This window comes from Shewanella sp. SW24 (assembly GCF_025653395.1).
In the GTDB taxonomy this organism is placed as follows: Bacteria; Pseudomonadota; Gammaproteobacteria; order Enterobacterales; family Shewanellaceae; genus Shewanella; species Shewanella oncorhynchi.
The window spans coordinates 1-26454 of the sequence record NZ_JAKKSH010000031.1 but is presented as its reverse complement, the minus strand read 5'-3'; the positions used below and the strand labels follow the sequence as shown (position 1 = coordinate 26454).

General features: G+C 46.1%; 28 protein-coding genes. 15 read left to right on the top strand and 13 right to left on the bottom strand.

The features are described from left to right. Nucleotides 1-2 precede the first annotated feature (2 nt). Nucleotides 3-2975: a Tn3 family transposase gene (locus tag L5M17_RS19390; RefSeq protein ID WP_105934544.1), complete on the top strand. Its 2973-nt coding sequence runs from the start codon at nt 3-5 to the stop codon at nt 2973-2975. Between the two features lie 60 nt (nt 2976-3035). On the opposite strand, the gene L5M17_RS19385 is transcribed toward L5M17_RS19390, so the two are convergent. From L5M17_RS19385 to L5M17_RS19375, 3 genes are all read right to left on the bottom strand, one after another. Further along, nucleotides 3036-3341 (bottom strand): hypothetical protein, encoded by a 306-nt coding sequence (locus L5M17_RS19385; RefSeq protein ID WP_259522146.1) that lies wholly within the window; start codon nt 3339-3341, stop codon nt 3036-3038. Nucleotides 3342-3358: 17 nt separating this feature from the next. Next, on the bottom strand, nt 3359-4135 hold the full coding sequence (locus L5M17_RS19380) for a ParA family protein (protein WP_263148893.1): 777 nt from the start codon (nt 4133-4135) through the stop codon (nt 3359-3361). An 88-nt stretch (nt 4136-4223) separates the two neighbouring features. Continuing rightward, the gene (locus L5M17_RS19375; protein WP_263148892.1) at nt 4224-4622 is read right to left on the bottom strand and encodes a hypothetical protein; all 399 of its coding nucleotides are present in this window, start codon (nt 4620-4622) and stop codon (nt 4224-4226) included. Nucleotides 4623-4962: 340 nt separating this feature from the next. Here L5M17_RS19375 and L5M17_RS19370 point away from each other — a divergent pair, with 340 nt between their 5' ends. From L5M17_RS19370 to L5M17_RS19340, 7 genes are all read left to right on the top strand, one after another. Beyond that, the gene (locus L5M17_RS19370; protein WP_263148891.1) at nt 4963-5700 is read left to right on the top strand and encodes a hypothetical protein; all 738 of its coding nucleotides are present in this window, start codon (nt 4963-4965) and stop codon (nt 5698-5700) included. Further along, on the top strand, nt 5690-6409 hold the full coding sequence (locus L5M17_RS19365; RefSeq protein WP_263148890.1) for a hypothetical protein: 720 nt from the start codon (nt 5690-5692) through the stop codon (nt 6407-6409). Before L5M17_RS19370 ends, L5M17_RS19365 begins: the two co-directional genes overlap by 11 nt. Nucleotides 6410-6422: 13 nt before the next feature. Further along, complete coding sequence (locus L5M17_RS19360; protein ID WP_263148889.1) at nt 6423-6668, top strand: hypothetical protein; 246 nt, start codon at nt 6423-6425, stop codon at nt 6666-6668. Beyond that, on the top strand, nt 6655-7173 hold the full coding sequence (locus L5M17_RS19355; RefSeq protein WP_263148888.1) for a metal-dependent hydrolase: 519 nt from the start codon (nt 6655-6657) through the stop codon (nt 7171-7173). The genes L5M17_RS19360 and L5M17_RS19355 overlap by 14 nt, the downstream gene beginning before the upstream one ends. 44 nt (nt 7174-7217) lie before the next feature. Then, nucleotides 7218-7424 carry a hypothetical protein gene (locus L5M17_RS19350; protein ID WP_263148887.1) on the top strand — a complete coding sequence of 69 codons (207 nt, stop codon included), beginning with the start codon at nt 7218-7220 and terminating at the stop codon, nt 7422-7424. A 214-nt stretch (nt 7425-7638) separates the two neighbouring features. Next, nucleotides 7639-7992 carry a hypothetical protein gene (locus L5M17_RS19345; protein WP_263148886.1) on the top strand — a complete coding sequence of 118 codons (354 nt, stop codon included), beginning with the start codon at nt 7639-7641 and terminating at the stop codon, nt 7990-7992. Between the two features lie 73 nt (nt 7993-8065). Further along, nucleotides 8066-8269, top strand: coding sequence for a hypothetical protein (locus L5M17_RS19340; RefSeq protein WP_263148885.1), 204 nt, complete (start codon nt 8066-8068; stop codon nt 8267-8269). Here L5M17_RS19340 and L5M17_RS19335 read toward each other — a convergent pair. The 3 genes from L5M17_RS19335 to dcm are packed head-to-tail and all read right to left on the bottom strand — an operon-like array spanning nt 8262 to nt 12455. Continuing rightward, a complete protein-coding gene (locus L5M17_RS19335) occupies nt 8262-9551 on the bottom strand; it encodes an LlaJI family restriction endonuclease (RefSeq protein WP_263148884.1) in 1290 nt (429 codons plus the stop codon). The genes L5M17_RS19340 and L5M17_RS19335 overlap by 8 nt on opposite strands. Before the next feature lie 4 nt (nt 9552-9555). Next, nucleotides 9556-11163, bottom strand: coding sequence for an AAA family ATPase (locus tag L5M17_RS19330; RefSeq protein WP_263148883.1), 1608 nt, complete (start codon nt 11161-11163; stop codon nt 9556-9558). Between the two features lie 8 nt (nt 11164-11171). Continuing rightward, nucleotides 11172-12455 carry a DNA (cytosine-5-)-methyltransferase gene (gene dcm, locus L5M17_RS19325; RefSeq protein ID WP_263148881.1) on the bottom strand — a complete coding sequence of 428 codons (1284 nt, stop codon included), beginning with the start codon at nt 12453-12455 and terminating at the stop codon, nt 11172-11174. Nucleotides 12456-12869: 414 nt separating this feature from the next. On the opposite strand from dcm, the gene L5M17_RS19320 reads away from it, so the two are divergent. Beyond that, complete coding sequence (locus tag L5M17_RS19320) at nt 12870-13082, top strand: hypothetical protein (protein WP_263148880.1); 213 nt, start codon at nt 12870-12872, stop codon at nt 13080-13082. Nucleotides 13083-14157: 1075 nt separating this feature from the next. Here L5M17_RS19320 and L5M17_RS19315 read toward each other — a convergent pair. Next, nucleotides 14158-14337, bottom strand: coding sequence for a hypothetical protein (locus L5M17_RS19315; protein ID WP_263148879.1), 180 nt, complete (start codon nt 14335-14337; stop codon nt 14158-14160). Between the two features lie 116 nt (nt 14338-14453). Between L5M17_RS19315 and L5M17_RS19310 the strand changes: the two genes are divergently transcribed. Further along, the gene (locus tag L5M17_RS19310; protein WP_263148878.1) at nt 14454-14915 is read left to right on the top strand and encodes a helix-turn-helix domain-containing protein; all 462 of its coding nucleotides are present in this window, start codon (nt 14454-14456) and stop codon (nt 14913-14915) included. Nucleotides 14916-14937: 22 nt separating this feature from the next. On the opposite strand, the gene L5M17_RS19305 is transcribed toward L5M17_RS19310, so the two are convergent. Beyond that, nucleotides 14938-15564 (bottom strand): recombinase family protein, encoded by a 627-nt coding sequence (locus L5M17_RS19305; RefSeq protein ID WP_263148877.1) that lies wholly within the window; start codon nt 15562-15564, stop codon nt 14938-14940. Between the two features lie 491 nt (nt 15565-16055). Between L5M17_RS19305 and L5M17_RS19300 the strand changes: the two genes are divergently transcribed. The 3 genes from L5M17_RS19300 to L5M17_RS19290 all read left to right on the top strand — a co-directional run bounded on the left by L5M17_RS19300 (nt 16056) and on the right by L5M17_RS19290 (nt 17051). Continuing rightward, nucleotides 16056-16298, top strand: a complete 243-nt coding sequence (locus L5M17_RS19300) for a hypothetical protein (RefSeq protein ID WP_263148876.1) — start codon at nt 16056-16058, stop codon at nt 16296-16298. A gap of 197 nt (nt 16299-16495) precedes the next feature. Next, nucleotides 16496-16735, top strand: a complete 240-nt coding sequence (locus L5M17_RS19295) for a CopG family ribbon-helix-helix protein (RefSeq protein ID WP_263148875.1) — start codon at nt 16496-16498, stop codon at nt 16733-16735. Further along, nucleotides 16725-17051, top strand: a complete 327-nt coding sequence (locus L5M17_RS19290; protein WP_263148874.1) for a type II toxin-antitoxin system RelE/ParE family toxin — start codon at nt 16725-16727, stop codon at nt 17049-17051. The genes L5M17_RS19295 and L5M17_RS19290 overlap by 11 nt, the downstream gene beginning before the upstream one ends. A gap of 11 nt (nt 17052-17062) precedes the next feature. On the opposite strand, the gene L5M17_RS19285 is transcribed toward L5M17_RS19290, so the two are convergent. The 5 genes from L5M17_RS19285 to L5M17_RS19265 form a co-directional block, all read right to left on the bottom strand. Continuing rightward, complete coding sequence (locus L5M17_RS19285; protein ID WP_011711676.1) at nt 17063-20050, bottom strand: Tn3 family transposase; 2988 nt, start codon at nt 20048-20050, stop codon at nt 17063-17065. A 200-nt stretch (nt 20051-20250) separates the two neighbouring features. Next, entirely contained in the window at nt 20251-21000 is a 750-nt protein-coding gene (locus L5M17_RS19280) for a superoxide dismutase (protein WP_007645336.1), read from the bottom strand. 53 nt (nt 21001-21053) lie between these two features. Then, a complete protein-coding gene (gene chrA, locus L5M17_RS19275) occupies nt 21054-22421 on the bottom strand; it encodes a chromate efflux transporter (RefSeq protein WP_007645338.1) in 1368 nt (455 codons plus the stop codon). Then, nucleotides 22414-23352, bottom strand: coding sequence for a chromate resistance protein ChrB domain-containing protein (locus L5M17_RS19270; RefSeq protein WP_011711678.1), 939 nt, complete (start codon nt 23350-23352; stop codon nt 22414-22416). Before L5M17_RS19270 ends, chrA begins: the two co-directional genes overlap by 8 nt. Before the next feature lie 157 nt (nt 23353-23509). After that, nucleotides 23510-24517, bottom strand: coding sequence for a site-specific integrase (locus L5M17_RS19265; protein ID WP_011711679.1), 1008 nt, complete (start codon nt 24515-24517; stop codon nt 23510-23512). Nucleotides 24518-24722: 205 nt separating this feature from the next. Here L5M17_RS19265 and L5M17_RS19260 point away from each other — a divergent pair, with 205 nt between their 5' ends. Next, the gene (locus L5M17_RS19260) at nt 24723-25778 is read left to right on the top strand and encodes a DNA-binding protein (protein WP_011711680.1); all 1056 of its coding nucleotides are present in this window, start codon (nt 24723-24725) and stop codon (nt 25776-25778) included. A 118-nt stretch (nt 25779-25896) separates the two neighbouring features. Beyond that, nucleotides 25897-26454 (top strand): hypothetical protein (locus L5M17_RS19255; RefSeq protein ID WP_263148869.1); only part of this gene is annotated, 558 nt, incomplete at its 3' end.

Sequence of the window (26454 nt, the reverse complement as noted above, 5' to 3'; positions counted from 1 at the left end):
TCATGCCGCGCCGCTCAATCCTGTCCGCCACCGAGCGCGAAAGCCTGCTGGCACTACCAGATGCCAAAGACGAACTGATACGGCACTACACGTTCAACGAAACCGACCTATCGGTGATCCGCCAGCGTCGCGGCGCTGCGAATCGATTGGGCTTCGCCGTGCAGCTTTGCTACTTGCGATTCCCTGGCATCTTCTTGGGCATCGATGAGCCTCCGTTTCCGCCCCTGCTGCGCATGGTGGCCGCACAACTCAAGGTGCCGGTGGAAAGCTGGAACGATTACGGCCAGCGCGAGCAGACACGGCGGGAGCACTTGGTCGAGCTGCAAACGGTGTTTGGATTCAAGCCCTTCACCATGAGTCACTACCGGCAAGCCGTGCATACATTGACCGAACTGGCCTTGCAAACAGACAAAGGCATTGTGCTGGCCAGCACCCTTGTTGAAAACCTGCGGCGGCAGAGCATCATCCTACCCGCCATGAATGCCATCGAGCGCGCAAGCGCCGAGGCCATTACCCGTGCCAACCGGAGCATCCATGCGGCATTGGCCGATTCCTTGATACCTGTCCATCGCCAGCGCCTGGACGAACTGCTCAAGCGCAAGGATGGTAGCAAAATGACGTGGCTAGCGTGGCTGCGCCAATCGCCCGCCAAGCCTAACTCGCGCCACATGCTTGAACACATCGAACGCCTCAAAGCCTGGCAAGCGCTTGACCTACCTGCTGGCATCGAACGGCAGGTACACCAAAACCGCTTGCTCAAGATCGCCCGCGAGGGCGGCCAGATGACGCCCGCCGACCTGGCCAAGTTCGAGTCGCAGCGGCGTTACGCCACCTTGGTAGCACTGGCCATCGAAGGCATGGCCACCGTCACTGATGAAATCATCGACCTTCACGACCGCATCATCGGCAAGCTGTTCAATGCGGCCAAGAACAAGCATCAACAGCAGTTCCAGGCTTCCGGCAAGGCGATCAACGACAAGGTGCGGATGTATGGGCGCATCGGTCAGGCGCTGATTGAAGCCAAACAAAACGGCGGCGATCCGTTCGCCGCCATCGAAGCGGTCATGCCGTGGGACACCTTCGCCGCCAGCGTCACCGAGGCGCAAACGCTGGCGCGGCCTGCAGATTTTGATTTCCTGCACCATATCGGCGAGAGTTACGCCACGCTGCGCCGCTATGCGCCGCAGTTCCTGGACGTGCTCAAACTGCGCGCCGCGCCCACCGCCAAGGGTGTGCTCGATGCCATCGACGTGCTGCGCGGCATGAACAGCGACAGCGCGCGCAAGGTGCCCGCCGATGCGCCAACCGCATTCATCAAGCCGCGCTGGGCAAAGCTGGTTCTGACCGACGAGGGTATTGACCGGCGTTACTACGAATTATGCGCCCTGTCGGAGCTGAAGAACGCACTGCGCTCTGGTGATGTTTGGGTGCAGGGTTCGCGTCAGTTCAAGGACTTCGACGAATACCTGGTGCCGATCGAGAAGTTCGCCACCTTGAAGCTGGCCAGCGAATTGCCACTGGCCGTGGCCACCGACTGCGACCAATATCTGCATGACCGACTGGAATTATTGGAGGCGCAACTCGCCACAGTCAACCGCATGGCGGCGACCAACGACTTACCGGACGCCATCATCACCACTGCATCGGGCCTGAAGATAACGCCGCTGGACGCAGCGGTGCCAGACGCCGCGCAAGCCTTGATTGACCAGTCGGCGATGTTGCTGCCGCACCTCAAGATCACCGAGTTGCTGATGGAGGTCGATGAATGGACGGGCTTCACGCGCCACTTCACACACCTGAAGACCGGCGACACGGCCAAGGACAAAACCTTGCTGATGACGACGATTCTGGCTGATGGTATCAATCTTGGGCTCACCAAGATGGCCGAGTCCTGCCCTGGCACCACCTACGCCAAGCTGTCTTGGCTGCAAGCCTGGCACGTTCGCGACGAAACCTATTCGACGGCGCTGGCCGAGCTGGTGAACGCACAGTATCGACAACCCTTCGCCGGAAACTGGGGCGACGGCACCACGTCATCGTCGGACGGCCAGAACTTCCGAACCGGCAGCAAGGCAGAGAGCACCGGGCATATCAATCCGAAGTATGGAAGTAGCCCTGGGCGGACGTTCTATACCCATATCTCCGACCAATACGCGCCCTTCAGCGCCAAGGTGGTCAACGTCGGCTTGCGCGACTCGACTTATGTGCTCGATGGCCTGCTGTACCACGAGTCTGACTTGCGTATCGAGGAACACTACACCGACACGGCGGGCTTCACCGATCATGTGTTCGGCCTGATGCACTTTCTGGGATTCCGGTTCGCGCCGCGCATCCGCGACCTGGGCGACACCAAGCTGTTCATTCCCAAGGGCGATACTGCCTACGATGCACTCAAGCCGATGATTAGCAGCGACAGGCTGAACATCAAGGCTATTCGCGCTCATTGGGATGAAATCCTACGGCTGGCCACTTCGATCAAGCAGGGCACGGTGACGGCCTCGCTGATGCTGCGCAAGCTCGGCAGCTATCCGCGCCAAAACGGCTTGGCCGTCGCCCTGCGCGAGCTGGGGCGCATCGAGCGCACGCTGTTCATTCTGGATTGGCTGCAAAGCGTGGAGCTGCGCCGCCGCGTCCATGCGGGGCTGAATAAGGGCGAGGCGCGCAACGCGCTGGCCAGGGCGGTCTTCTTCTACCGATTGGGTGAAATCCGCGACCGCAGTTTTGAGCAGCAGCGCTACCGGGCCAGCGGCCTCAATCTGGTGACGGCGGCCATCGTGTTGTGGAACACGGTCTATCTGGAGCGTGCCACCAGTGCTTTGCGTGCCCACGGCATGGCGCTGGACGACACGTTGCTGCAATATCTGTCCCCGCTGGGGTGGGAGCATATCAACCTGACCGGCGATTACCTATGGCGCAGCAGTGCCAAGGTCGGTGCGGGGAAGTTCAGGCCATTGCGACCGCTGCCACCGGCTTAGCGTGCTTTATTTTCCGTTTTCTGAGACGACCCCTACACATCTGTTGGATATACTTATTTATCAAGTCACATCATTGATTGAACGGATCAACGCCTTGGTATTGATCTTATCGCGCATACTGATCAGGCCACGAAATAGTTTAGCTGCAGTGATATTTTTACCTGATTCCGCCTCTAAGGCTTCCAGCCATAAATTCAGATCTGCTCTATCATTTTCGGTTAATCGCAACGGCATGGGTGAGGTGCCCGTGGTGATATTACGGCGGGTTGAAACCGTGGTAATTTTTTCTTGTGGCTTTGAACTTTCTTGGGTTTCTTTAGCAGAACTACGTCTACTTAGCCCAGTAACACCAGTTAATTTGCTCATGTTATGTATTACACTTGTTATACATTGATTCGTTGCATGACTTCTTTAGCCAGGCTCTTATAGTCGGTTAGCGTGGGGCTACTCGGCTTGTAACTCAGCAAAGTTTGACCGCATACACTGGCCTGTCCAATATCCTCTGAACGGCGAATCGTCGTCGCTAATACTTTGCCTTCGAGTGAGGCTAATTGCTCATCGAGGAAGTTATTAATCAACTTATTAGCTTTGGCAAATTCGTTACGGAATACCGCATAATTCACTTGCTCGGTTTCTTTCACTTCTTCTAAAGCATCGAGCAGATCAGCCAAACCATTGAGTGAGAATGAACCTCCATCAACGGGGATCAGGAACATATCGGCGGCCATCATGGCGTTAACCGATGTCAGGCTAAGGTTAGGCGGGCAATCTAAGATCACGATGTCAAAGTCGCTAGCAATAGCTTCAAGCTGCTTGGATAAAATGCGTTCACGGTGAACTTTGGTGAGGCTCTGTTCAATCACGCGGCTTAGGCGAATATCAGTAGGGCAAATACACAGATTAGCGATAGCTTCACCGTTGGATTGAGCCGGCATGATGGCCTGTTGAATAGGGCACTTTTTCGAGGACTCGAATACATCGGTGATCGAGTGTTCAAATTCGTATTGGCCGCCTGTCATCACGACCGTTAAATTTGCCTGGGGATCTAAATCAATGACCAGAACCCGTTTACCTTCATGCGCTAATTGCGCAGATAAGTTGATCACTGTGGTTGTCTTACCAACACCACCCTTCTGATTAATCACTGCTAGCGTTTTCACTGCACACCCTCGACTAAAAATGTAGGACAAATGTAATACATTTAAGTGATTATGTATAGCTAAAAAAAACACCAATATAATGAATAATCTAATTTTTTAATAGAAAATCCGAGATTGCTCTTTCGCAACCAGAGTAAGTTAATGACTGCTTAGCAATGTCAACTCCTGATGTATCATTATCAATTTTCACAGCTCTGGTAAGGACTGCTTCATGTGTTAAATATATCGCTTCGTTAGCCGCTATTGCTGCGATCTGTGCAGTTGCATACCCATTAGCAACAAGTACATTTGCTGCTTTACTGAATACTTTATCTGCATTTGGATAGTCTTTAGCTAGGCGCATGATAGAAGTACAGCCGAGTACCTTTGATGTGGTGACAATGTCAGCTTTAGCAATTGCATAATTGCAAGAAAGTAGAGATAGAATGATGAAGATGCTAGTGAGAAATTTTCGCATAATACTATGATTGTAAAATAAAAAATTCATTATACTTTTCCGATATTTTTAATCAAAAATATAACCTCATACCGTGATCTTTGAGCCAACTATCAACCACTTTATATGTTCAAAATAATCAATTAACGCCCACAGCCACACAGAGTGAAAATGTATTACATTTGAAATACATAAACCTTTTTACAACACTTGAGATGCCTACAAATCGTCATCTAACTGCCCGAGATTAACGAACGTTTTTTTAGCACAGTTTCCGATCCTGCTCTAACCTTATAGAAGGTGTTTTTTGTCCCCCCTTATGCTTCGCAAAAATTTATAATTTTTGACCGAAAATAAACACGGGACACCCGAACATGCAAGGACGCAGCCTATGCGCTTTCTCAAGCTAAAAAGCACAGCTCCACGCGCCAACGGTGCCGCTTATAAACACGCGCTTATCGTCGATGCGCCCCGTCGTTTCGCCCCTTCAAACCAACGTACCGAAACCAGCCTGTCGCGGCAAAAAAATCACTTAATCGAAGGCGCTCACGATTCAGGAAAAACCCGCTGGCTAGTGCGACTTTATGAAAATTGGGCTGATATTTGGGGCGCAAAAATCCAAGAAGAACCGCTGTATTTGAGCGCTCTTGAACCGATCACCGATTGGATTGATGCCCCACACGTAGAAGCCTGGTGGGCCGAAGTAGAATGTGAACGAGCATTAGCGGCCGATGAGCCCCCACGAAAATGGTACAAACTCAGCCAAAAACACAAGCTGGAAGCCCTTAGCAATTATCTCCATACCACTAAAACGCTGCTGTTTCTCGATGATGCGCACCGGCTAACGGGCCGTAAACTGCAGGTTGCCCGCCAATGTGTGCTCGGTTCCAAATACTGGATAATTAGCTGCAGCTCTGAAAACCGCCTACCACCCACATTAAGAACAATTGTTGAACGTGGAGCGCCCCAGCGAACCCGCCTCGAAAGTGATGCCAGTTATGATTCAACTAAAGTGCTAATGTGGATGCTAATAGTGGGGTTTGCTGCCGCTGGCGTTTGGGAAGCTGCTATCGTCTTAGGTGGTTTCCAAATGCTTGGCACCGGCCGGAGATCAGCTCGTGCCGATTAAAAGATATGCACATTTTCTGTGGATAAGCGGCATTTTATTAAGCAATACAGCATGCGCCCGTGATCCTTGGAACGACAAAGAACAGAAGCCAGACATTAGACCATTTGAAGTGCCACGGCTGCAGGGCGATACACAATACCAAGATCCTATTCCCTCGCTTTTACCCGCTCCTGAAATTGATCCCGACACCATTTATTCAGCCGCGCTTAACTGCTATCCAGAAGAATCAAAATTTAAGATTGATGTTGATTTAGTCGCTGGCTATCGGCGCGTGAGTGATCAATATGACACCAGCGGCTGGCCCGCGTTGAGTGAGCATTACATAGGGGTAGTCGGTAAAATTCCGCTGTTATCGGATAGCGAAGATAGCCGCGCCCGGGACCGCGAATATTTACGCCGAACGCGTACCGCAGAAGCCGTCGCTGGTTTTGCCCAGGCACTCGCCAATCGTAATTTTGCCTATCGTGAAATCGGGCTTTATATGGCGCTAGAAGCACGGGCGATTGTGCGAGTGGGTAAAGGGATAGCGCCAACGGAAGAACAGATCACCATGATGGAAAAGGTCGCAGAAGCACAACGTAATGTGACAAAGTACAGTGCCGAAGCGGTGCAATTTCGCCTTGCAATCATTGCGATGTGTGACGACCAAAAGGCACCTGTGCTCAATGATTATTTAAAGCAAATTGCCTTTTTACCAAAATCCAAATAAGCAAGGGAACGCTATGAAAACCATGCGTTGGAAACGAGTCATCATCTATAGCTCAATCACTAGCGCTGTATTTTACATTACCGCTTTTGCCAATTTTTGGTTACAGCCAGAACTCCCCATGCATTGCATGAATGACTTGAGCGAACTTGCCGCTATAGCGGAACAAGAATACCGAGAAGGAAGGACAACGACATTCACTAAAGATATGTACTTCAACGACGAAACCCAGCAATGGTGCTATTTCGATGAAGTGGATTAACCATACACTTATCGCTGGCAGTATTTGTGCGGTAATTTCACCGATCCATGTTGCGCCTGTGGTCATTGGCGCCACTGCGCCCGATTGGATGGAGTGGCTAGTAAAACTAACTGGCCGGCATATAAAACACCGAGGGCCAACGCACATCCTCACTCACTGGCTTATCGCAGCACTGGCTACCACATTTCTATTCGATTTTTACGGCATGTTAACCGCTTTTGCTTGGGGTGGATTTTCCCACATCATCACCGATGCCATGACAGTCACCGGCGTCCCATTTTCGCCTTACAGCGACCGACGCTTTCACTTATTTGGTGGTCGCTTTCGCACCGGTGATCCCGTCGAGTATGCCATCAGTTTTGTGGTGGTCGTGTTGTGTATCATGCTAATGAAGCTGCTAGGGGATAGCGGCTTTATCCCGTTCTTCTACGATTGGGCAGGTTTTTATGATAAAGGCATTATTGATGCTTATGAATGGAAACAGAATAGATTCAGAATTTTATAGGTAAAATGTATTTCATTTGAAATACATCACCACAAGGATTGTGTATGACTTGCCACCAGATTTGCGCTTTAGTGAATGATTCCGTGTGCATGAATTTATGTATATTAGATCTTAACCCAAGGGGTTATTATCTCGTTGAACATGGCAAATTCTGGCAACTTTGCCACCAAGATTTAAGCAAACCAGTAGCCGAAATCGATATCAACGACCATCACAAACTAGAACGGATCTCGATACTGCTAGCCAAATAACTTGATTCTGTTACTCAAAAATGACGATCTGTCACACTAAGACGTCTCTCGTGTGACAAAACTAAAATTTAAAATAACCCTCTGAAAAAGCAATATAAAATATTTTAAAAAAATAAAAATGTAATACAAATGAACTTCATTTGAAATACATAAAATTTGATTTAGTAACGGAATCATTTTATAATGAACAAAATTTCTACTGGTGATAAGTCCCATGAATAGCTATCTCAAAGCATTTGGAAACCTTTTTGAACTCGGCTTTAAACTGAGCGAATACCCGTTTTTAGTTGATCAGAGTGATGACAACGATATGTGCCCAAGTTTTCATTTTGAGCTTGATAGCACCTATTACATTTTGTGGGTTGACCACTGCGCAGTCGAAAAGCGCGAAGATGAAAGCAATTGTCGCTATACCGTGGTTGAAGCGGAGAACTTGGGTGATGACGAATATCCTGAGCTACAGACGAAAGCGGGCCACGCGCTAGTCGAACTGGAAGCCGTGGCCGATATTGTGCTTTACCTTAATGAGCTTAAAAGCCGATTTAGTGCAGTACAAGTCAATCATTAATGAGACTTATCGACCGTAGATATCACAAGTAAACTCGTTGATAATTGAATGGTTAAACACCTAGGACTTAGTTATGCAAACCACCTATGAAGAAGAATATCTCGACTATCAAATTTATATCGAACCTAATCCAGATCCAAACAATGAAGGTTTTGAATGGGCTATCTGTAAAGACGGTTCGGAATGGGATGGCGGCCTTGAGTACTCCATCGAAGAAGCGCTAAAGGCTGCACAGAAGGCTGTAAATTTGCGACAAGGAACGGTTGTCGCTAGCTAACAACTGACTCGACAGGCAAATACCAAAAAGGTTGATTTTTAAGCTTTTGGCTTTTTATATATGCATTAATAACGTCATTTGGACAGATGTAATAGCACGTTATGGGCGGATAGGTAGCATCTAACAGAGTGCTATCACTTTGATTACGCATATGAATTGATTTCACAGGTCCTTGCTCACCAGGGAAAATAAACGCGTTATTGACTAAAGCCCCTGACGGTATGATCGTTTTTAGCGCGGTGACATAGAAAAACTGCTTAACCAAATCTTCCCATTTTGGAACAGACTCAATTGAATGAGCACCGTAATACTTTGCATCAATAACACAGTAATGCTCATGTTCGGGTTGCTTAACAACGATATCGGTCCGTTGCCCATTTCTATTAGCATCGATGACTTTAACATCACCATGGCTGTCTAACATCTTATAGGACGGTTTAGGTAAGAGCTTATTTACATCAATGACATTCTCTAAAACCCGACTTAACATGTGCTCCCACATGACATGAAATGAACGAATCCCCATGATTTCAACCGATGAATCTCGACCTATTTCATTTGTAATAAAGCGTCTTAAGTTGGAGAGTAATCTAATGTCACGGTCTGAGTAAACATTATTCATTTCTTTTGTAATAAGACTAAGTTGATTATTTTCACTTAACTTGCAACGGTCTATCAGCTTCAATTTAAGTAATGAATTTGATGCATTAGAGAATAACCAGCCAAACCTTTCAAACAATATTGTTAATATCCCTGCGTGAATTTTGGAAATTTCATTGTCTTGATTAAAATGCTGTTTTTTACCATGTATATCAAAGTAAACCGGACCTCGACTGCTCAAAAATGCTATAGAATTAGATATTGTTTTTTTCCAGTCAGGTTTACCTGTATTTTTTACACTTACAGAATACTTATGAGTGTACAACCCATTTTTTTGGAAATCCGTTACCAACTCAATAATCAGACCTAATTGTGAATCTCCAATAAGCTCACTACCTTCATCATTCGCATTTTTTATGCTATTGGATATTAGTGAGTAACGGTAAATAGCCTGTATGAGTTGTGAAGCCTGAGATTTAAGCGATTTTTCATCGCTGTTGTTGAGTGTAGCGTTGCGGGGTGAAAACACATGCGCAATGCCATCAGCAACTATCAACCCACAAAACTTCACGCTTTTATCTTTATCAGAAAGTAAGGAGTGCTTACTTAGCTCCTGCTTAATCTTTGCAGGCAGAGAGCTAAGATAAGACCGGTCATGATATACACGTAATTGGTGTTCCATCTGCTTAAGCCTCTGCAGGGGTTAACGGTTCACCTAATTTACGTAATTTAATGATAATGGAGTCACTAAAGACCATTTCGTTAGCATTAATACCTTTAATCAGTTGATATAAAGTTGGATATTTATCAGTATTAAAAATAATTTCACGATGGGCATGCCTTAATACATCCTCCCAAAGATACATAGCCAACTTACCAGCAAGTGTAGCCTGTGAATTTTGCAGTTCATTTTCATTAACGAACCAAGGGCCTAATAGTCTATCTTCCGGTATTTGTACCCCTGCAAGCTGATCATTAATGACTTTAGAAAGGTTTTCCCATGACACTGTTAAAATATCGGCACCAGCATTAAGGTTAAAATGACCACGAGGGTATGTATCACTTTCGATACTGACATACTCAAACTGCCAACGACGCTTAAATGCAGAATCCATCGGCATCACAGCTTGATCACTACTGTTCATCGTGGCTAACAGTGATAGATTACTTGGTAAAATTAACCTTCCTCTGACTAATAAAGATGGGCAGTTATTTTCTAAATAGTGCTTAAAATCCATATCCACTACATCGATTGCATACTGACTTCTGCCGTCACCTCTACGATCTAAAAGTTGGAAAATATCACCAAACACAGCAGCTGCAGCTGCTCGGTTAATTTCTTCAATAACTAAAAAATACTGTTTAGTAGCATCGTTAGCCGCCTTTACTAAAGCTAAAGTAAAAGGACCAGGTCTAAATTGATAACTTATATTACTGCCATCCATGCAAGGTTTTAGGCAACCAACAAAATCACTATATTGTGTTTCTGAATGAAAAACTGTTCTAGTGCTATTATCATCAGTAGCTAACTTATCTATTTTATGGCTTTTACCTGTACCTGGCGCACCGTAAAAAATAACATTAGAACTCTTAAATCCATTAGGACATTCTAATTCAGCTATACTAACAATAGAATTTTCTAAGTATCCAAATAATAAATCAGAATGAATGACTGCAGCAATATCCGCAACTTTAGTTGTAGGTTTAAACTTCTGAATATAAGGACTCGCCCCCCAGTCACCAGCATTTTTTTTGTTTAAAACGTTCTTTTTAAAATCAATACAGTGATTATCGCTAAAATCCTCTTCAAAATATTTCTTTTTCCCTTCAACATCATTAACATCAGAAAAGTCTATATCTACGCCACCAGAAGTACTAAACCAGAGTTCAATTGCCTCATCAGAAAGATAAAAGTAATCCTTGAAATAGTTAACAATAAAATCCTTTTCTAAACTATCTAAGTCGAAATTATTAAAACATATCGTTGCAAAAGCAAAAATATCTATTTTTTTATTCCCAAGCAACAATGAAAAAACATCATTTACGTAATTTTTAGAAATAATGATAGCATCTTCTTTTTTTACTTTTATATGATAATCTGAAAATGAAAATGCTGAAGACAATTCATGACTAACAAATACAGGATCAAATTTTAATAAAGACAGTAGCTTTACGGGCTGTTTCAAAGAAACAGCCCTATAAATATATAAAAAACCTATGAAACCATTATCAAAGCCACCATTATTTTTAATATTGTCTAATGCATTTTTGAAAGTGTTTACAGAAAAAAACATAAAAAGCCCTAAGATGCTGATTTTATGTTATTTAACCTCATTTCATCTGAAGTGTGAAGCATTTTTACCATATCATTCACAATAGAATCGATGACTTTTACACAAACTGAGTTACCAAGCTGTTTTAGCGCCTGTGCATTTGACACGGGAAACTCAAGTTCAATAGGAAATGCCTGCAAAGCCATGCACTCTTTCACTGATAAAAATCGCCCCAAATCCCAAAGTTTTGGCCTACGATTAGCTATAATTGCTGGTGCAAAAGTATCTTTATGGACATAATATGCTTCTTGGATTTGTGTTTTAGCCACATCACCTATATGAAAACGAAGCGTTTTATCTTTTTTTAAGAAAGAATATACACCATGGCGACCTTTTTTGGTTTGTACTCCATATTTTGAATTATCATGCAATACTCTACCATCAGAAAATTTATGCATATTATCAAAATGGAATTTAATCCTTTCTTTTTCAAAATCGGGTATAGACGGTGCATCATTTTTAGAAGGTGATGATTCTAAAATATCTGAAAGAGTAGTTTTAACGCCAGAACCTTGAGTAAATTTAAAATCATTAATATTTAGGTCCTGACGAAAACCAACACAAAACCAACGCTCTCGAGACTGTGGAACGCCAAAGTCATAACTATTTAAAACATCATCAAAAATCACATAACCCAAATTAATTAGCGTTTCCTTAATCAACTTTAAAGTGTCACCCTTATTATGAGATTTCAAACCTTTAACATTCTCTAATAAAAACATTTTCGGTTTTTTATTTTTTATAATTTTGGCAACATGAAAAAACAGTGTACCTCTTGTTTTATCTTCAAAACCCTCACCTTTACCTGCATAGCTAAATGGTTGACAAGGAAAACCTGCAAATAAAACATCAAAATCTGGAATTAATTTTAGAGATACTTCATTTTTAGTGAATTCAGTAATATCACCATGAGGCCGCATACCATACCAACTCTCATAGGTTTCTTGTGCAAACTTATCATTATCACTAGCAAACACACACGACATACCATTGTTTAAACCAGCTTGGTGAAAACCACCGATACCACAAAACAGATCAATATACTTTAAGTTATTGTTATTTATATCAACAATATTTGCCTTCACATTTTCAGGATGAAAACCAGAAGCATTTTCAAGCTTTAACCATGAATCCAATGCATCCTTATGAATACGCCATTGTTTGCCAATTTTACGAGCAGGAAAATTTTTATTTTTTATATACCTATACAGCGTTTGCTCTGATATAGATAAGTAAGATGAAGCTTCTTTCAAGGAATATATAGTCATTACGTGGATAATTTGCTGATCATTAATGATCACGTATACTACAGTTATACTGATGATATAACCAGTACATTTTAACGCATACCGCGACACGCCCTGCTGCACCCCCGCAAAAAAGCTTTTAAAAGGGGGCGCAGCGTTGGAGGGCGGGGGATGCGGTGGCCGCTAGGCGTGCTTTGTGCCAGCGGGCTTTTGGTATCGATTTTTGCTTGTGATTTAGTGAAGCAGTGGGTGGGCGAATTAGCGCAACGCCAGCGCATAAAGCGGTGATGTGGTCGCGCGGGCGGGAAAAAGGCTTAAACCTTATAAGGCATTGGGCGTGGCAGACTGAGCCCGAATTGCTGCGGGCCGTACTGTCGCAATGACGGGCCTCCCCATGCTTTTACCCCGGCATGCGACTGTATGAGCCAAGCAGCAATGAGCCCGCAAACGCTGTGCCGCGCTGTTTGTCACAGCTTTAAAGGCACAGGGTTGAGGGCGGAACAGGGCGAAGGAGGGAGCAAAAGCCAAGCCTTTGCCCGCCCGCGTGACCTGCTACGAGCTGCTTTACGCGCTGGCGGTGCTACCTTACAACGGGTGGGACGCTTTAAAGGCCCAGATCTGCCGCCAGTTTAAAACCGCAAGAAATGAACGAAATAAACCACCGTATAACCCGCACAAAACAACCGATTTAAATTAGGTTTTTTCCGAACAAATACAACCGAAAAAAAACAAAAATAACCTTTTCCCCGAACAAGGCCACCGATCCGAACAGATCTACACCGCCAGCCCCCGATTTACACGAACAACCTACGTTATAAATCTTGAAAAAGTTACAAAATCAAATATACAAACAGGGAAATGCAGGACTAAGGGTAGCCGCCCCACAGGCTTCGGGCGTGGCGTAGGACATCAGCCGCGGGGCAAGGGCGGGTTTATATGCCACTGGCGCCCGATAAACAGGCATTGGGCGTGGCAGACTGAGCCCGCATTGCTGCGGGCCATACTGTCGCAATGACGGGCCTTACCATTGTTTTTACCCCGACATGCGACTGTATGAGCCAAGCAGCAATGAGCCCGCAAACGCTGTGCCGCGCTGTTTGTCTCAGCTATAAAGGCACAGGGTTGAGGGCGGAACAGGGCGAAGGAGGGGTTTATCGGGCGCCAGTGGCATATTCATTTGAGGGTGGGAAAGCCCCGCGGCTGATGTTCAGGGGTGGGGCGGCTTACACAAGCTGTCAGACTGCGGCAAAAGTTCAGATGATATGGATCTTCCAGAAGAATAATTAGTCTAGATATTTAAATAACAATGGCTTATGTTAATCAAAATGAACATCAAAACATTAACAATATGAAAAACTTATTGATTTTTAGTGTTATTCTACTTGCTGTAGCATTTTCAATTACGCAAATATCACCTTATTACCACAAATATTCCTATTGTAAATTGCAATCAGAAGAACAAATTCGACCTAACTATGGTTATAAATTACCAAAGGAGTTTGAAAATATTGGCAAAAATTCAAACACTAATAACCTGCCCAGTAAAGACTTAACTCAACTCAAGAAAGAACGGGAACTGGCATTTCAAAAATGCATGACAAAATAGTCAGATCCGCATTTCTAGCTGGTCGCGTTCGGCTAAGTTAATTATTAAGAACACCCACAACGACCTGCTGATAGCTCTATTTTCCGTTTTATATAGGTATATCTACCTCATTAGAGTCATAGTTTTACTTTTTGATATAGCTATAAACGCTAAGGCTGTAATACAAAAAATACTACTGATAATGATTACCTTCTTAAATGACTCTTGTAACTGATCACTTTCAAGTAGGATTTTTACTCCATTTAGTGAAAAATCACATTCAAATTTACCAGTATCACTCATACAAACCCCTTTATATAAACCTACAGTTTACCTACACCGTCAGTATCAATTACTATATTTGTACATGTCAACCTATTTTTTATGTAAAATGCATAAAAAATAGGAGATCTAACTTAATGCAAACATCACTAAACACATTAATCGCTTTAACTGTCAGACAGTTACGACAAGATAGTGGTTTAACTCAAACTCAGGCGGCAGAATTAATAGGGATGACTAATGCTGGATGGGGAAAAATTGAAAATGGACAAGCTACGCTTTCAATTGATAACTTAAGTAAATTTTGCAATATAAAACAAATAGATATTAAACTTTCCACTCTAGTTAATATGGCAGAAGAACAGGCGAAAATACTTAAGATTGAAGGTTGGAGCCTAGATTGTGAAGATAGGGAAAAGGATTTGCTGTTACAAGGTCTTTCAATGACAAAATCAGGAACAGCAAATAGCTCGTGGTCTAATATTGCAGGATTTGCAAATATACAAAAATCTTTACCTAGCGTACTTGCTGCGGCATTTTTTGCTTCAACGGCTATTTATAAGTTGTTTAATGAAAATTCAAAAGATGAAAAAAAATAATAGTAAACATCGTAATGGAGTATCAGATCCGCATTTCTAGCTGGTCGCGTTCGCGTAAACTGTGGCGCTTGATATAGTCGTTTACTGTCGTTGACGGTTCATCGATCAACTTGGCGATAGAACGTATGCTCAAGCCTTTATCCAAATAGCTTTCAATCGCTTTTCGATGTTTATCTAACTTGGTCTTTTCTGCCTGACCGGCAGGGCGGCCAAGTTTCATACCTGCAGCCTTACGGGCGGCCAATGCCTCTTTGGTACGCAAGGAAATAAACTCGCGCTCAATCTCTGCCGCCAACCCTAACACGGTCGCGGTGATCCGACTCTGCATAGAGTCATCGAGGATCATTTTTTGTTTGGCGATATACACATGAATTTGGCGTTCGGTACAAAATTCGAGGATTTCGAGCACTTGTAAGGTACTGCGGGCCATGCGCGAAACTTCGGCAAATACAATCACATCTTTTGGGGCTAAAGACTCTAATAAATCACCGAGTTTTCTCGCACGCCATTTATGCTTTCCGCTAACCGTATCTTCAATGAATGAGAGATTACTCAAACCATTTTGATTAGCAAATTCTAAAATACCGTGTTTTTGATTATCAACATCTTGTGCATCTGTCGATACACGTAAATATGCATAATTTGCCATAAGTCACCGTTCGGCCTTATATGATTTAATTCGAACATCTTAATTATAGTTTATTAATAGGTTTTATTCGAACAAAATCACCTGATTTTAACTGCATTCTAAGGCGTCAGGCAGGAAAATTTTTGGATCGCGAAAGATCCTGCGTATTGCACAAATGATAAAGTTACATAATCAAGTTAGGTTTGAATCTGTTCTCTAGAGATTTGATTCATCTTAAGGCACAAAAACGCCCCCAAACAGGGTCCAAGGGCGGGTTTTAGCGGTTGGCGTGAATCAGTCTGGTGTAGAGTGATTCATCGGTGCAATTTAAGCATAAGACAACCCCACCTCAACACTTTATGCCAATATACCACTCAAAAAACCAAGTTACACTCAACCAAATAAAAATGGGTACACATGTACCAAAAAAGATTGAACAAATATACCAAAAAAAAGATTGAACAAATATAGATTTAGATGTACAGTTTATGTACATAAAAAAATGGAGATTCATGATGGCAAGACCTTTCGTAGTACCAGACCCAAAAGATAGATCAGTTAACGAACCAACTTGCGTTATCAGTTCAGCGCAAATACTTGGACTGTATAACCAGGAGAATAACGAAAAGAAGGAGCGTGTCGTTGACTCAGTAAAAGATTGGTACACCGATAAAATGAAGGCTGAGGGTTGGAATGACGCTCAATTTCATGGCAGTCAATGCGTCTTAACAGCAAGCGTCACCATAAAAAAATAGACAACTGTCACGCCATAATATTACTTATAGAAGGTAGAAGGCTTGTTTCTGCCTTCTATATTTATTATCCAACTTTTTAATTAGGCGAATAAGATATCTACACTCTACCTAGGGCCAAATTACTCACAGACTAGTATCTTTAGAACCCCAAACAGTTTAATGTAGTTTAATGTATACATTGTATGTTGAGGTTTACCATGAGTGTTATGTCAGTACGCTTATCCGATGACATCGAGCAAAAGCTGGTACAGCTTGCCCAGTCAACCGGTAGAACGAAGTCTTGGCTGGCCAGCCAAGCGATTCAGGATTATTTAGATCGAGAAGCATGGCAGATTGCCGAAATTCAAGCTGCGCTACATGAAGCCGATGCCGGTGATTTTGTGCCAGAGAACGAGATGAATGCCAAGTTCCAGCATTGGGGGATCAATGCGGGTTAAATGGCTGCGCAATGCCGCGCAAAATCTTGAAGATGCGTATGATTATTTAGCCAAAGACAACCCCAAGGTCGCTCAAGCCTTCGTGCAAGACGTTTACCGTTTAGTAAGCTTATTGCCGGCGCAACCCGCCATGGGACGCGCTGGGCGCGTAGCCGGTACACGAGAACTGGTGGTACAGGATTATCCATTCATCATCCCGTACAGGGTTAAGCAAGATGAAATCCACATCCTAAGGGTATTCCACACACGATTACGTTTACCGGAGGTCCGGCCGGTAAAAGTGTTGGAATTAGCCACTTCGAGTATAACTAACTGAATAATAAAGATTTAATCAACCAGCAACTCAAATGACATTGGTTTAACCTGCTTGGTCAAATCCAGCTCAAAGCTTCCCAATCTGCCCAAGTGCTCGGTATGGTACGGCGAGAATGCGGCCATGAGGTCGCGGGTGATATTGTGGCCCTCCGACTTCAACTGGTTAAACACTTCCGTCATCGCGTTCACGTTGTATAGGATTGTGAAGTTCGCCAGCAAATGATTGTATTTCACGATTTTGCTTTGCTCATGCTTTAGGTTAGCGGGAATTTTTCCGGCATTCGCAAAAAACAACCAACGTGCAAACTCGTTGAACTCCTCACTCTTACAGGTCGCTGCCTGGATCGTTTTGCGTAGATCAACATCGGTGATGTATTCCAAAAGGAACATAGTTCTGACCACTCGCCCGAGTTCGCGGAACGCAAAATACAGCTTGTTTTTCCGGTTCTTGGTGCCGAACCGGCGCAGGATTGTCGAGGCGGTAATTTTTCCTGCTTTAACGGACATAGCTGTTCGCATCATATCCGCATAGTGCTTTTCAATAAGGTCCCACTTGATAGGCTCTTTGAACAAGGACTGAATATGCTTAAGCACCATAGCGCGGTCAGGCTTGTAGAAGCTGAGATCTTTGATATTTCGGATACGCGGCATGAGCTTGATGCCCAGTAGGTACGCCAGGCCAAATACCGGTGTTGATTGCGCCTGCGTATCCCCGTGAACGGTGTCTGGATTAAAATCTGATTCGTCGTTGAGCAGACCGTCCAGGATATAAATCGCCTCGTAGACACCACAGGGGATAAACCGGCTGAACAACGCAATGTAGGTATCTGAGACGTGGTAATAGGCAATGCCGCCATAGCTGCCGTAACGAATATGGTATTCCGATAGTAAATTATCTTCGTAGAGATCCCAGAGCTTGCCATCAGCGGACACACTGTTGCCCGAACCCCAACACTCAATGAGCCGGTATTTCTTGTACTCGCTGTTGATCTTAGCAATCGCTTTATCGAGACGGGCTTCCGTAGTGCGCTTTAAGTTAAGCCATGCAACTTGCTTGCGCGACACACCCTGCACGGATCGCACGGTTTCGGTAGGGCCAATATTGGTGCCGTAACAAAACACCGTCAGAACAAAACGTAACACCGGGTCGCTGATACGTGACTCGAAACCCGACAACGGGCCAAAATGTTTGTTCAAGTTCAACCATTTTTCGACATTAATGATTACATCGAGCAGGTTGATCTTGTCCAAGCGATCGCGCAAGAGCGCTCCAATTTCTTCGACCTCTGGCGAAGGTTGATCCGGTTTTGGTTTACCGATAATCAGGTTCCCGTTTTCTATACGGACCAGTTCATCCTCTGGAAATTGGCTATCAGCTTTCTGGCAGCTCGCCTCCATGGACTCCTTCAGTGTTCTTGCAAATTCAGTATCACCGGCGATAAGTCCTACCTCCTCGCAATAGGTAGGCAGCTGCGCCTCGTATTCTTCCCAGGTGATCATTTGCTCCCGGTAATCATCGAAGGTTTCACTGTAGGGAATGAACAAGTCACCGGTACTCAGTTCTTCGGCGATCCGTTCAAACACACACAGCTCAAAACAGGTTTTATTGACCTCGGTGACTTGCGCTGATTTAGTCGATTTTCCTGTGACCAGTTTCCACCAGCTTTCGCGAATCCAGCGAATGTTGATGACATTTTTGGAGGATGGATCGTTTGGATCACTTTGAATGGACAGGAACTCGGCGCGCCGTTGTTTGTATTTCAAAATAAATTGAAATGCATTCAGCAGATCCTTGTCTTCCGTGGACGAAGCCAGATTGAGTATTTCAATCGTGCGAAACAACGTTGATCGCTGCTTTTTGTAGAGTTGAACCATGAACGGCAAGTAGTTGTTACCCGCGAACGCCATGTAGTGTTCACACATTTGCAGCAACTGATCGCTGTTCTTTCCTAGGACAGGATCAAAAGCTGACACCGATTCGGGTTTATCCAAATAAACCTTGACCGTTCCAGTCAGCACAGAAATCAAATGATCAGTTTGCTTTTGATGGTCTGCAAGGTATTTCTCCAACAGTTTCTGCGCCGAGCGATCCATTTTTAACAGCAGTTTGATAAAAATATCGGCGGCATTATCCAGAGTTCGTGCGTATTGGTGTCGGATTAAAACGATGACCAGAGCGAGTCGCTTGTTCAGCTTTAGCTTCATCAATTCGGCGTAATCCAGGGCCTTGGCCTCGTCGATAAACTGCTGGTGTTTCACCGGTGGCAACCCCAAATCCGCAGGCAGTAGTGTTTGCAGGGAGGTCAGCCATTCCAGGTAGTGGATGTACGCATGGATATTGCGAGGAGTTGGGCGTTTCGGTTCATTTTTCAGCGTGCTCCAGCCAAAACCATTCGGCCCGGTGCTGGAACGGAGAATATCCGTGATGCACTGGCGACTTTCAGCCGTCAAAAATTCACACAGTTGACCGTAATACCGGGTGTTGACTTCCGCTCTGGCTGTTTGGCAGATTCGCTCAAGCACGCTGAACGCTGGCAACTCGTATCGCTCCTTGACCAAGTATTCCAACGTGACATTGATGATATCCGGCAGGGCTTCTTTAGTTGTTGCCGCCTCTTGCGCCCAACTCTTTGTTAATCCGGAGGTCTTGGCTGCATCGTAGGGTTTTATATCGAGATAACGTCGAATCAGTTTTACATGACGATCCTTTGCCCCTGACACGTAATAGGTTTGAAGATCCTTGAATGATGCTCTTGAACGACACTGGCTTTTGATGTGTGCGATGATGACGTTTGGAATTTCACCCAATGTGACAAATCTGCCTAATCGTTGGGTCGTCTTTAACTGGATTAGTAATCCCAGAAAGGAAGTGCTCGCCCGTTTGCAATGTTTCACAGCAAACTGCTGCTCTTCCGGTGTCGGTGTGTAGACATCCCCTAACTCGACATGCGTGATATCTGACTTGATCCGCGGATAGGCTGTCTGGTAAATGGCCGCCATCGATCCGCTACTTTGTTAATGGCAGTTTCAGTTGGGACAGTTTTCGCAGGTGGGCTAGTTGCAGGTTTCTGGTCGCCATTTGGTTTTCTCTTAATTTAGTCACACGTCACTCAGCGCCGGATCAATAACGTCCGTGTCCTTGATTGGTTGCGCCGAAGCGAATGGTATGCCCCCTAAGAGAAGGCATACCAATAGCGTTTTTAGGATGTTGTCTTCGTGTGAGTGGCTTGGAGCCGATGAGCAACCTCATCCCAATTAATATTATTGAAAAAAGCATCAATATATTTACCGGCAGCCGCGCCAAAGTCCATGTGATAAGAATGTTCATACATATCCATGACCAACAACGGAACTGTGCCTACCGGGAAATGTGCGTGATCACCCATCCAATAATTTTCCAGCTTATTGAAATGCGTGTTATACCCCAGAACAACCCACCCGGAACCACCGCCCAAGCCTTGAGCGATTTTGCGGAATTCGGTTTCCCAGCGATCAAAAGTACCAAATTGTTTGGCGAAAGCTGAGCGTAATTCACCATCGGCTTTGCCATTACCGCCCAGGTTATCAAAATATAATTCGTGCAAAATGACCGAGCCTGTGCGAATCAAATGCTCCCGCTTGAGATCATTGTAGAGAAACGCTGGCGTGTCGGGGTTTGCGAGTGCCTGACTCAACTGATCATTCACCGCATTCAATGTTTTTACCGAACCGCTGTAATTGTTAGTCCAATGCGACTCGATCAAATTGGCAGAAAGGCCTTTTAATTTTGCGGCATTGAAGGATAAAGGTTTTGGTTTTATTTCGGTGATCATCCAATTTGCTCCTTTAGGTGCTGCCTGAGACGACGATTCAGCTGCGCTAACATTTGATGCCGATGCAATAAGCAACCCTGCGGCAGCGGTCGCACTGGTAGCCAGGAAATCACGTTTGTTTTGGTTAAAATCATTCATTGGTTTTCCTCCGTTAAGTGTAAGCAATGAGTTCGAGCAGATCGAAAGATGACTTAATTAATCCCCATTAACGACACCGCAAGCCCAACAAGCGCCGACATGCCAATCACCTTCATCACATTCATTTTGTAACGAAATAATGCGATACCCGCTGCAACAGCAATTACCGCTGATATCCATTCAAACCGCCCATCAAAGCCTTCTGGCCACAAAATGTGGTAACAGAAAAACAGGGCGAGATTCAAGATCACACCTACCACCGCCGCCGTGATGGCCGTGAGTGGCGCAGTGAATTTCAAATCATTGTGCGTCGTTTCAATAAAGGGGGCACCCGCAAAAATAAAAATAAACGAGGGCAAGAAGGTAAACCAGGTGACAATGGTGGCGGCTACTGCGCCCGCGAGAAATACCATGTCGGTGCCAAATACGGCTTGTACATATCCCCCAATAAAACCGACAAAGGCCACCACCATAATCAGCGGCCCTGGTGTGGTTTCACCGAGCGCGAGGCCATCGATCATTTGCGTGGGCGTGAGCCAACCATAGTGGCCGACCGCACCCTGATAAACATAGGGCAATACCGCATAGGCACCACCGAAAGTGAGTAGTGCCGCTTTGGTAAAGAACCAGGCCATTTGTGTCAGTGTGTGATCCCAACCGAAATAACTCCAAAGTGCAAACAGCGGAACAGCCCAGAGTAATGCACCGGAGATCAAGATCATGCTGAAACGCGACCAGCGGAACATGGCGTGCGCGGGCGTGGGTGTGTGATCATCGAATAACGCGGTGCCGAAGGATTTATCAGCCTTGCCATGGCCACCGCCGCTGTTGAAGTAGTCAGGTAGAAACCGCCCACCCAAATAACCAATCAGTGCCGCTGCAATCACGATGTAAGGGAATGGGATATTGAGTGCAAAAATGGCCACAAACGCGGCGGCAGCAATCGCCCACATCACATTATTTTTCAACGCGCGTGAACCAATGCGATGGGCGGCATGCACGACGATGGCAGTCACCGCCGGTTTGATACCGTAGAACAAACCGGCTACCCAACTTACGTCGCCGTAAGCGATATATACCCACGAGAGTCCAATCAAAATGAAGAGTGATGGCAACAAAAACAGCACACCCGCCACTATACCGCCCCAGGTACGATGCATTAACCAGCCAATGTAAGTGGCAAGTTGTTGCGCCTCCGGACCAGGCAACACCATGCAGTAATTGAGCGCATGCAAAAACCGTTTTTCGCTGATCCAGCGCCGGCGCTCCACCAGCTCCTGGTGCATGATGGCTATTTGGCCTGCCGGGCCACCAAAGCTGACAAACCCGAGCTTTAACCAGAAACGGAAGGCTTCCCAAAAACTGACCGGCGCAGGCGCTTCAACCGGCTGGTGAGCTATTAATTCGGTGGTGTTACTCATGGTGTGTTTCCTTATTTGTAAAAGCAGCCAGTAAGGCATCGAAGACACCATTAGCCGTGGCGATGAGTTGATCGTCGTCATGAATACTGTTGCGCAATCCCCACAGGATTTGCTCCAGCCCACTGGCTTCACTGGGCTGGATACCCCCTACGTCCAGAAAATGCACCAAGGCCCCCAAGCGCGTTAAGCCGGGGTGATCGAGCCTAAAACTGTCAAGCAGAACCTCAAAAGTGACCTTGCCATTCAGGTGAGTGAAACTGGCTCCGTCAAAATCAAAGCCCAGCGCATCGGCGGGACAATCCTTCGGTGCTTGCAACCACACAAAGCGAGCCTCCGGATCGATAAAACGGCGGATTAGCCAGGCACAGGCAAGGCGATCCACCCAGGGACGTTGACGGGTTGCCCATAACCGCCCGCGATAGAGGCTGATATCCAACCGTGGGATTTCACCGGTGTGCTCATGGGGTTCGTTGGGCGATAACTGGCGATTGAGCTGAAGTTCAAGCTGTTGCAGCGCCTGCTGGGTTTGTGCCTGCGCTTCACCGGGGAAAAAATCCGTTGCGGCGATAGCGGTGAAGTTTTTGCGCAGTTTACGCAGCTGTCTGGTTGCTTCTTGCAGGGAACTACTGGCCAATTCTTTTATTGGGGGCAGCTCGTGTAAAAGATGGGCGTAATCATCCTGACGATCAAACAGGCCGCTGAATTGGCCAGCATCTTCGGTATCGACCAGGAGCACATAGGCTGAGCCTTCACTTGCCTCTACTTCTTGCAGCAAGCCATCGAACAATTGCTGATGTTCTGGTCGATGGGGAAGCAGATAAACGCCGTCACGCAATACTGCTGCACCGGAGGACTTGAGGGTTCGCCATACCCGCATACGCACTGTCGCGTTTTGGGTGGGCAGGGATAAGATCAGTAATACCCATTTCATATATTGTAGATTTAGTTACACAAAGGTAGGAAAGTCTACAATATTTTATCGATGGTGTACAGCGGCCAGAATGATCCATGATCGTGGCGGTAACATTACCAGCTTTGGTATTTGGGTTTGGCCCGATACATTGATTCTGCCCCGAATGTTGACCGAATCATTCAGCATCCATCAGGGTTGCCATCTTCTCCATTAAGATAATTGACGCATTATTGCTGAGCTGCTGGCCTTCCTCGATATACTCCCAGACGGTGGCATCGCTCTTCCAGCCGCCTTGTTTCTTGATCAACTCAAAATCCACTCGCTCACGCGCTGCCGATGTGGATAACCCTCTACGGAAACTGTGGCTACTGAGTTCAGGCACAAAATCAAACTCACAGGCTTGCCCCAGCGTTTTGAGCAAAGCATTGACCGCACCTGGAGCCAGCGCTTTTTCCTGAATGTGATCCCAGCGGTTGGTGGGACGAAACACCGGACCGCTGGTGATGCCCGCTGCATCTAACCAAGTTTTCACGGCGGTAGCCGGACAACAAGCGGCCTTTCCGTAAGGTAAAGCTCGCATTAAACCCATGCCTTGCTGGTCGGTCTTGGAGCGCGGCAACCGGATGAGCAGCCCCTCCGGCTCCCAAACCAGATCATTGACCTGAAGAGCAACCAGCTCACTGCGACGCAAGGCGCCGAAGAACCCGGTGAGTACCAAGGCAATATCCCGGTATTTCTTTTTGTTGTCCGGTAAGTGCCGCAAGTAATTTACTAGTTGGGCGATGTGCTCCAAGCGCAACGCCTTGGCCTTGCGCTTGGGCTGTCCATGGGTGCGGCGAATGCCCTCCATGGTTTTACATACCAGCGGATCACGAACCGGGTCAGTCAACCCTTGGTAGTGGTGCCATTGGCTAACGGCCGTGAGGTGAAGGGCGAGAGTCCGGCTATTCAGCACATCGGCCTTGGCCACCAGGTAACGCACCAGGGTATCCCGATCCGTGGGCAACCGCCCGCCCCATTTTTCGAACTGCCGAATCGCTGAACGGTAGGCTGTTCGCGTGTTATTGGAGGTCGCCGCTTGCAGATAGTGGCGCAGTGAGTCGGATTCTGCCAGCGACGGCAAAACTGATTGCTCACTACGTAATGGCGAATCCGATGTGAGTTTGGGTGTGTAGTTATCCATGGTTATCCCTTTTCTGTGGGTCGCTGGAAGGCACCAATGTACTGGTGTTACAAACATCAATTTTTCATTTCTCACTCATAACCCACGATAACATTCATTATCGAAGGTTACTATTTAATTTTTATTGGCTGCATAAAAGTCAATATATTATGTTATATTACGTGCTATGTAATACGTTACTAAATAATCACCGAGGGAAACTGTCATGGCTCGCGCCGGAATCACTTACTACGATGTCTCGAAAGCCGCAGAGGCTATCAAAATCCAGAACCAGGAGCCTACCGTAGATCGTGTCCGCGAGCATTTGGGAACCGGCAGCAAAAGCACCATTGCACCACTACTCAAGCGCTGGCGGTCAGATAATGGGGAGGTGGTCGATGTGAGCGGGTTGCCGAATGATCTCGTCGAGGTAGTAAAAGCCTTACATGAACGGGTTCAGCAGATGGCCGACCAGCGCATCGCGCAATCCCGCGACGAATTCAAGGCATCGAATGATCAACTCCGGAAAGAATTGACTGAGGCCCGTAACAGCATCGCGCAGCTTACCGACCGCCAACAGGATCTGAACGCCCAGCTATCGCAAATTACCGAAGCAAAAGCCCTGCAAAGCAAGTCCCTGGAAGATGTACGCATTAAGCTAGCAACGGCAGAGGCTCAACGCGACGAAGCCCTTTCACGAACTGCTGAATTAAAGGAAAGCGTTGCAGAACTCAAGCAGGAAAATAAGGATATTCGTGATCACTTTGAACACTACCAGCAACGCACCGCCGAAGATCGGCAGCAGGAACGCGAGCAATTCCACGTGGTTAACCAGGGCCTGAAAGACCTGATTCAAGACCTGCAACACCGGCTCATCCAAGCCGAGTCAAGCGCGTCCGAACTGATAGACACTAATGCGCACTTACAACGACAAACGCATGAGCTCGAACAGGCCAATGCGATGAACAAAAGCACCTTGGATAGACAAGTGGTCGATATCGAGAACTTGGAGCATCGACTTAACGACGCCTCGGCAAAAAGCCGGGAGCAGCAACATAAAAGTGAACAACTGGCGGATAATATTGCCGCACTTACCAGCCAGAAAGCAGATGCCGATAAGCAAGTGGCCGTACTATCCCAAGCATTGGAGGCCACTAAAACGGATCTGATAGTCTCTCAGAATAGAGTGGAAGCTCTGTCCGATGAGAACAGGTTGATTCTTCAGGAAAAAGCGGTGATTCAGGGACAGTTTAAGCAGCTTCAGGATTCGCTATCTCGGTAAGGATTTTATCCAGCCTTTGTCAGAAAAGCTAAATGAATCAATGTCTTATTTGCAAAGTGGCTAATTCCAACGCTTTTACCGGCCGGACCTCTTGGACTTGTGGACGCGGCCGCATGATATGTCAGACGTTTACGACGAAGACCGTAACTGCACCATCTCGCGCTTTGCTCAGCATAATGGCGATATCGTGGTGGAGTATGCGATTAATTTTGAGTTCGTGCCGGAAGGTCAGAAAACCACTTTGTCCAATGTCAAAGAATGCTGGTTATTGACTAAGGCAGGCCTTAATCAATACCGATTTGCCTATCGCGCCGAAGGGATAAGCGTTAAGGTAAATGGCCGGACGGTCAACGAGGTAGCCAAAGCATTGCTGCTACCGTCAATTCAGCAGCAGATAGATAGCAGGGTTTGTGGTGTGCAGAATACGTTGTGTGAGCAATACGGCCCAGAAGACCATCACACCGGCTGCGAAAATCTCTGTAAGGCGTTTACGGACTCATTATCTAGTGCGCTTGGTGGAAAACAACGACAATCGCTGAATATTCCGTATCTGCAAAGCATTAGTCTACTGACAGGCTACAGGCCGGAAGCTCGTAAGACCGAAAGCGCAAACCAGTTCTCCCGCCGTGTCGTTAAAATCAGCAAACAGGGTATTGAGAAGGGCAATTCTAGGATG